Source organism: Desulfopila aestuarii DSM 18488 (assembly GCF_900143695.1).
In the GTDB taxonomy this organism is placed as follows: domain Bacteria; phylum Desulfobacterota; class Desulfobulbia; order Desulfobulbales; family Desulfocapsaceae; genus Desulfopila; species Desulfopila aestuarii.
On the sequence record NZ_FRFE01000068.1, the window covers coordinates 1 to 7,182 of the forward strand.

Annotated in this window: 5 protein-coding genes and 2 pseudogenes; 6 read left to right on the top strand and 1 reads right to left on the bottom strand. The window is 44.1% G+C overall.

Going from position 1 to position 7,182, the window contains the following annotated elements:
- The 5 genes and pseudogenes from BUF15_RS25895 to BUF15_RS25915 all read left to right on the top strand — a co-directional run.
- On the top strand, nt 1-311 hold a 311-nt coding region (locus BUF15_RS25895; protein WP_143170900.1), incomplete at its 5' end, for an IS30 family transposase.
- Between the two features lie 69 nt (nt 312-380).
- Nucleotides 381-623 (top strand): annotated as a pseudogene (locus tag BUF15_RS25900) (hypothetical protein); the annotation flags it as partial.
- A 144-nt stretch (nt 624-767) separates the two neighbouring features.
- Nucleotides 768-1,487: a methyltransferase family protein gene (locus BUF15_RS25905; RefSeq protein WP_073617210.1), complete on the top strand. Its 720-nt coding sequence runs from the start codon at nt 768-770 to the stop codon at nt 1,485-1,487.
- A gap of 348 nt (nt 1,488-1,835) precedes the next feature.
- A complete protein-coding gene (locus tag BUF15_RS25910; protein WP_073617212.1) occupies nt 1,836-4,742 on the top strand; it encodes a PAS domain S-box protein in 2,907 nt (968 codons plus the stop codon).
- A gap of 845 nt (nt 4,743-5,587) precedes the next feature.
- On the top strand, nt 5,588-6,415 hold the full coding sequence (locus tag BUF15_RS25915; RefSeq protein WP_073617214.1) for a glutamate--tRNA ligase family protein: 828 nt from the start codon (nt 5,588-5,590) through the stop codon (nt 6,413-6,415).
- 220 nt (nt 6,416-6,635) lie between these two features.
- Here BUF15_RS25915 and BUF15_RS25920 read toward each other — a convergent pair whose 3' ends face one another.
- Nucleotides 6,636-6,821, bottom strand: coding sequence for a hypothetical protein (locus BUF15_RS25920; RefSeq protein ID WP_073617216.1), 186 nt, complete (start codon nt 6,819-6,821; stop codon nt 6,636-6,638).
- Between the two features lie 160 nt (nt 6,822-6,981).
- Between BUF15_RS25920 and BUF15_RS25925 the strand changes: the two are divergent.
- A pseudogene (locus BUF15_RS25925) lies at nt 6,982-7,182 on the top strand (IS256 family transposase); the annotation flags it as partial.

Consider the following 7,182-nt stretch of genomic DNA (forward strand, 5'->3'; position numbering starts at 1 on the left):
GTAAAGTACACTCTGCACTGACAGTAACACTGGATAATGGTGGCGAATTTGCAGACCATGCTCGAGTCTCAAACAAGACTGGGGCAACAATATACTTCGCCAGGCCATATGCAAGCTGGCAGAGAGGGACGAATGAAAACACCAATGGCAGACTCCGCAGATTCTGGCCTAAAAGGTTCGATTTTGCCACTCTCTCAGAGCAGGAGATTCAGGACGGAGTGTTCGTGCTAAACCTAACACCAAGAAAAGTACTGAACGGCCTGACGCCTCTGGAGGCGTTTACTGGTCGACGCGTTGCACTTATTACGTGACTCCAGCGATGCGTATTCTAGCCAGTCACTCTTAACAACGATAATGAAGAAACAAAATACTCAAACAGATGGCCAGGGCCTGTTATACACTATGTAGCGCCAGATTCTATCGGTGAAAGAATGGGGTTCAAGGCAGAGGATCGTATCGTCAAATGGGGAGAAGCCACAGAAAGTTTACTTTCTGTGATATCAAAAGATATCCACAACAAGGCGACTGGTACCCCCCTTACCGTTACGGTACTCCGTGCAGGCCAGGAGCTGGCATTGGACATTGTCTTTCAAAAAACGCGAAAAACAGGTGAGGTAAAGTAGATAATAAGAGTAGACAAGTAAGGTCAGAGAAAAATTCGACCAACAGAAAAAGACATGTTTAGTCTCAACAACTCAAAAATGCCCCGATATACCGGTGAGCCTCATTAGGCACACACTCAAATCCATTTGATTTTAGGGGATGACGTGTCACCAAAGACGATTAATGAAGAGGCAGATCCAACAGTAACCCCTCGCCAGTGGATCAGACTAGTATTGGTGTATCTCCTAATCCCACTGATTTTATTTATATGCGGTGGGGACCTCGACTGGTTGCAGGCGTGGCTATACTCCATACTGATCCTGGTCGCTGGTATTGGTGGGCGCATGTGGGCTGAACAACGACATCCCGGATTAACAGCCGAAAGACAAAAAATTGAAAATATCCAAAGCGCAAAAACCTGGGACAAAGTGCTTGCTCCACTTATGGCGGTAAGTGTCGCGTTTCCTATGGTCATTTTAGCAGGGCTGGACCACCGCTATAGCTGGTCCTCCGAATTTCCGCTATGGCTCATCGTGATTGGCTTCATTTTGATCTCGCTCGGGTACGCTTTCGCTTCATGGGCATTTGCAGAAAACCGCTTTTTCTCCAGCGTAGTGCGCATTCAGACGGATCGAGGACATGAGGTGTGTGACAGTGGCCCGTACCAGTTTGTGCGGCATCCGGGTTATGCCGGAAGTATTCTTGCGCTGTTCGGTATTGCTCTTGCGCTGGGCTCGGTATGGACACTTATACCTGCTGCTGTAGCATCAATCATCACTGTTATTAGAACCGTACTTGAAGACCAGACTTTACTGAAAGAGCTACCGGGCTATCGAGACTATGCACGCCGCGTTTGCTATCGATTGATACCAGGGATATTCTGAGCGAAATACTGAGAACAGAGCCATTTCTTACCCATCCTTCGCCTTCATCACCTACGATTCCTGCTGCATGATATTGCCTCTGACCAATCAAACACTAAAGTTACCTTCTTATTTTTACGCTTTTCATTAGCGTTTCCAACCCGGATCATGAATGATTTTCGGGTGGTCTGCTCTTGAAAGGATTCCGCAATTGAAAGCTCCAGGCATTGCATTTTAGATTGCCTTAACATACAGTAGACTTTCAGATCCTTTTAACCGTTAAGTTGTGCTTACCACAATTCATGCCTCTCCATCCGCAAACCCATATCAATAGTAATTTTAAATATTTAAATCCATAACATTTGTATAATGCCATCCCTAATCAATAAAAAAACAGAAATATTCAAAATAGTCGCCATCTACTTCCTATTCGGGTGCGCTTGGATTTATTTATCGGATTCGATACTTGGCTGGATGGTCAGAGACACCGGTACTCTCACGACAGTAAGCACATACAAGGGTATTTTTTTCATCATCTTCACATCAGCGTTGTTGTATCTGCTATTAGTAAGATTTAATCGCAAGATCGATACTACTGCCGAAGAACACAGGAAAAGCGATGAGAGGTTTAACTTCCTGGTGAAGAACACCTCTGACATTTTACTCATCATTGATAGGGACGGAAGGCAATGGTATGTAAGCCCAGCCGCCGAAAGATTAACAGGATTTACCATTAAGGAATTAGAAGGAAAACGGATATTTGAAATAATTCATCCAGAGGACGCCCAAACCGTTGAGGATGCTTGGCAAGAAGCACTAAAGCATCCCCAAAAGCCAATTACCGTTAGATACAGACATATCCATAGAAATGGAAGATGGATTTATTGTGAAGCCATAGCCCAAAATTTTCTTGATGAACCTGCCGTTAATGGTGTCATCGCAAGTATTCGCGACATCACAGAAAACACATTGGCTGTCCAAGCCTTGGCTGAGAAAGATGCCCTCTTGAGTGCCATAGTGCGTAATTTACCCTTCGATTTCTGGGTGCGCGATGTTGATCAAAAAATCATATTGCAAAACGATAAATCTATCGAACTTTGGGGTGATCTACTATCAAATCCCAACAATGATTGGGCTTTTGATCCATCAACCATAGAAACCTGGAAGTCGAACAATAAACGAGCACTCAACGGAGAAAATATTTCTGAAGAATGTGAGCTGGTTAACATCAATGGTGAGAAAAGGTTCTATCATAATATTATTGTACCTATTTGGGATCGCGATCGAAAATTAGGGATTCTAGGCATTAATATTGATATAACTGACCGAAAACACGCAGAACAATCACTACACGATAGTGAACAACGCTTCTTCCACGCCTTTCAATACGCGCCTATCGGCATGGCACTAGCATCTCCCGACGGGAAATATATCAAAGTTAACCGTGCATTTTGCCACCTTACTGGCTACTCCAAGCAAGAGCTACTTGCGAAAAGATTTCAAGACATTACTCACCCAGAAGACTTAAAGACTGACCTGGCCGAAGTTCAAAAGATGCTCAGTGGTGAAATCTCTACATTCCAATTAGAAAAGCGCTATATCCACAAAGACGGCCATCCAATCTGGATACTGCTGAGTGTCTCATCAATTCTCAATGAAGATGGCACTGTAAAACATTTTGTTGCCCAGGTACTCGACATTTCCTCACGTAAACAAACAGAGGACGAGCTCCGTAAAGGCGAGCTTTTAATGAAGAAAATATTCGATATGCTCCCTATCGGGCTATGGTTTTTGGACAAAGAGGGAAATGTACGTCACCAAAATGCCATGGGTTGGGAAATATGGGCATCCGAACCAGGCGTGCCGTTCCTCGGCCCTAGGAAAATTCAAGCATGGCGACTACCCTCTCTGGAACGAATAGATGAAGAAGATCGAGCTTCGGTGAAAGCATTCCGCAAAGGTATAACGACCGTCGATGAACTTATCGAGATAGAATCATTAGATGGAAAAAGAAAGACAGTTCTCAATTATGCAACCCCGATCTTTGATGATGAAGGAAAAGTCGATGGTGCAATCGTCGTCAACTTAGATATAAGCGACAGGAGAAAGTTGGAAGAGCAACTTTTGCAGGCCCAGAAAATGGAATCTGTCGGCAGGCTTGCTGGTGGTGTCGCTCATGATTTCAACAACATGCTCAGCGTCATCCTGGGTAATATTGAATTGGCAATGAGTACTCTCTCCGCAGATGCCCCTGTTCAAGCCAGACTCAACATAGTCAAAGATGCTGCAAAACGTTCCGCCAATCTTACTCAACAACTACTCGCTTTTGCTCGCCAGCAACCGGTGAGCCCCAGGTTGCTCGATCTCAACGCGACCGTGGAAGAAATGTTGAAGATGCTTCGACGCCTTATTGGTGAGGACATTGAGTTGACCTGGATCCCAGGCAAGAACCTAGGATCCGTTAATGTCGATCCCTCTCAACTTGACCAGATATTGGTAAATTTGTGCGTTAACGCCAGAGATGCTATTGGTGATACAGGCAAGATGAGTATAACGACGCAAAATGTAACGATTGACCAAGCCTTAAGCTCTGTTTATTCCGAAATACCTCCGGGCCAATACGTAATGCTTGCGGTAAGTGACAATGGTTGCGGTATGGATAAAGGAACTCTTCTCCACCTGTTTGAGCCATTCTTTACCACTAAGAGCCAAGGGAAAGGGACAGGGCTCGGCCTGGCAACAGTTTACGGCATTGTTACACAAAATAATGGTTTTATCGATGTCAGTAGTGTGCCCGGGAAGGAGACTGTCTTCAAAATATATCTTCCGCTACATGTGCCTCCATCAGACGCTTCTATTGATACTGTTGAGACAGATGAGCCCATTCGAGGCAATGAGACCATCTTGCTTGTCGAAGATGAACCCATGCTCCTCGATTTGACAAAGATGATGTTGGACAAGTTAGGATATAACGTCATCACTGCCATGTCGCCTACAGAGGCCATCCGTTTGATTCATGAAATTCAATGCAAGATTGATCTTCTTATTACTGATGTTATAATGCCTGAGATGAACGGGCGAGATTTAGCCAAAAACATTAGCACTCACTGCCCTGGCTTGAAAGTTCTGTTTATTTCCGGGTACACTGCCGACGTGATTGCTCATCACGGTGTTTTAGACAAGGATGTTCACTTTCTTCAGAAACCGATAACCGGAAAGGATTTGGCTGCCAAAACGAGAGAAGCCCTTGAAGCGACGGCAACTCTTGAGCTGTAGGGACAGATTTCTTTCTGCCATACACGAAGGTCTTGGCCTGTACAAGACGATCCTACCAAGCACATTATCTCGAAAATGATGCCAAATCAGACAATTAATACTGCTTAACCTTAACAAAATTTAAGCATTTGAGATAATTTCACTGTGGATTGAGTGCAACACCCGCCTTTTCCTTTTTGATAGCACCGATATTGGTACCCCAAGATGTGTTCATTGCAAAAAAAAAGCACCAAGCGACAAATAGTGTCACTTAGTGCTTTTCCTATCCCCTCCCCCCGGAGAAGATGTTCGATAAATCTACTAGTATTTACAATCACTCCTGACAGAAATCTTGCGCACTATTTTTTACTCAACCCGTTGTAGCAACGTCGTTCATTAGCTGATATTTTGACTGCTATTTTGGAAACTTAAAAGCAACAATTAGACCTATGATTGCAAAAACGATCATTATTTCTAAGAGCTTTTTTCCCTTATCACGTTTACCCCAAAAGCTCATATTGGCCTTTAAAATAAGATTGATCTCATTGCTCATTCGAATCTTATTCTTTGCAATATTAATACCACCCCCCTTGTTGTATTCTCTTCTTTATCGATGGATTATACCAGATAAACATTATGAGACATGGAGATACGTCCCTCCCTGCATTCATCTGAATGTGTCACCATACTTTGTAAGCTTTAAGTAGTATGGTCGGAGTGTTTGAAGTTATACGGTAAGGAATGACATGATAGGCATAAACATCTTGATCGGTTATAGTAGTTACTCTTAAAGAATAACCAACTTCTCATTTCACCCTCTACTCCAGAAGATATCTTTACGATAACTAGATTAATACGTATTACCAATGGAACAGAACCCAGTTATCTCCCGTCTAGCCCCTACCCCCAGTGGTTACCTGCATCTTGGGAATGCGCTGAACTTTCTCATCACCTGGCAATTTGTCCGCCAGCATCGTGGCAAACTGATTCTTCGAATAGATGATGGCGACAGTACTCGCTCGCGGCCCCAATTTGTTGAAGACATCTTCCGTACTCTCGAGTGGCTGGAACTCGACTGGGACCTTGGACCATCCGGGCCAGATGATTTTTATACGAACTATTCACAGAATTCACATTCGGAAAAATATTTCGCGGTAATCGAACATTTGGAGCGGACTTACAGCTGCAAGTGTAGCCGAAAAATCATTCGCAAGACTTTTGGCAGCACTATCTACGGCGGCAGTTGTCGTGATAAAATGGTTCCTTTTGTCAAAGGCCGGACGGCAAAGCGTGTGATTGTTGACCGACCGGTGTATGACGCCGGATCTGCTTTTGATCTTGCCCGGGCCATGGGTGATTTTGTGCTCTGGACCCGAGATGATACACCGGCATATCAACTGGTGAGTCTGGTTGAAGACGAAACCCATGGAGTCACGCACATCTTTCGAGGAGAAGACCTCCATACCTCGACACTGGCCCAGAAATATCTGGCTGAAGAATTGGATTTTAGCCAATTTCTTCAGGCTCAAGTGGTACACCATGAACTCATCTATGGCCCTGATGGCATAAAACTGACAAAATCGGCAGGCGCCGCCTCACTGAGGGACATTCGTGAGTCAGGAAAAGATAAGTCATATGTTATTGATCTTTTGTGCCCTTACCTTGACCGATTCCGAGAAAAGCTTTTACCGTAGATCGATCCCCCTGTAACTTCCTACAACCTATACATGGGTCAGTTCTTTTACTCGTTCCGTTCACATCTGACCTCTTGAGATTTCAACCGTTTTTTCTCTTTAAAACAGTCATACAGACTATTGATCCCCGAACAACGCCAATGAAAAAGCCCCCTGTTGTATCTTTCACAACAGGGGGCTTTGAAACTCATATAAAATCTCATTCAGCTATCAGGTCTCATTACCAGCTGTCACCTGCCACTTGGCTAGTATCCAGACACCTAGATTTTTGCTCTTCGGTAAGGCCCTTCTTTTCATCGAAATTTTTTACATCGTTAAGATAGCAGGAATACTCTTTACCATCTCTATCCTTGACCCATACCATCTTCTGATACTCTCTCGAAATAATTTGTCCTCTCATGCTCATGGCGAACTCCGTATGTGAAAATCTATTTTTGTAATTGCCGATCGGGATAGTTGTTCGAGTTATGCTCAAAAGTGGTGTTTGAGGGAGAATTTAAAAAGAAATGACGTATCCTGTTGGAATCAGTTCGCCAAAACAGAATTCCAACAAAAAAGGATACGTCATGATCAACAGTAAAGTTATCACACTGAAAAAGCCAGGAGAGTTTGTCGAAGACCCGCTGACCGAACTGTTACGTACCGGCGCCCGACAACTCATTGCTGATGCGGTTGAGGCTGAATTGCAGGACCTGCTCCAGTATTACGCAGAGCTGAGAAATGAGAAAGGGCACATGCAGGTTGTGCGCAATGGCTATTTGCCTGAA